The following is a 415-nucleotide window of genomic DNA, read 5'->3' as shown; positions in this document are numbered from 1 at the left end:
GCGGCGTGGTCACGCGCGAACCGACGGAGGACGAGAAGGCTCGCGCCACCGAGCGCGCTGCCGCTCGGCGGTCGGCCGACGCGGCCCCAACCACTCCCGGCGCTCTCGCCGACGGCACGCCTGTCGCGCTGCTCGCGAATCTGGGGAAGCCTGCAGATGCGGCCGACGCGGTCGCTCGGGGGGCCGAGGGCGTCGGGCTGTTCCGTACCGAGTTCCTGTTCCTCTCCTCCGCCCAGGCGCCCACCATCGCTCAGCAGCGCGAGTCGTACCGCGAGCTGCTCGCGGCCTTCCCCGGCCGGAAGGTCGTGGTGCGGATGCTCGATGCCGGCGCTGACAAGCCTCTGGCCTTCCTCAACGATGCACACGAGGAGAACCCGGCGCTCGGGCTCAGGGGTCTGCGGGCGCTGCGCGCCAG

At 73.3% G+C, this 415-nt stretch carries 1 protein-coding gene; it reads left to right on the top strand.

Going from position 1 to position 415, the window contains the following annotated elements:
• Positions 1 to 415, top strand: a 415-nt coding sequence (locus DSP71_RS24210; RefSeq protein ID WP_309472632.1) for a putative PEP-binding protein, incomplete at both ends; no start/stop codon positions are given.

This window comes from Microbacterium sp. H6, assembly GCF_003314775.1.
Taxonomy (GTDB): Bacteria; Actinomycetota; Actinomycetes; order Actinomycetales; family Microbacteriaceae; genus Microbacterium; species Microbacterium oxydans.
This window is presented reverse-complemented; position numbering and strand designations above follow the sequence as displayed.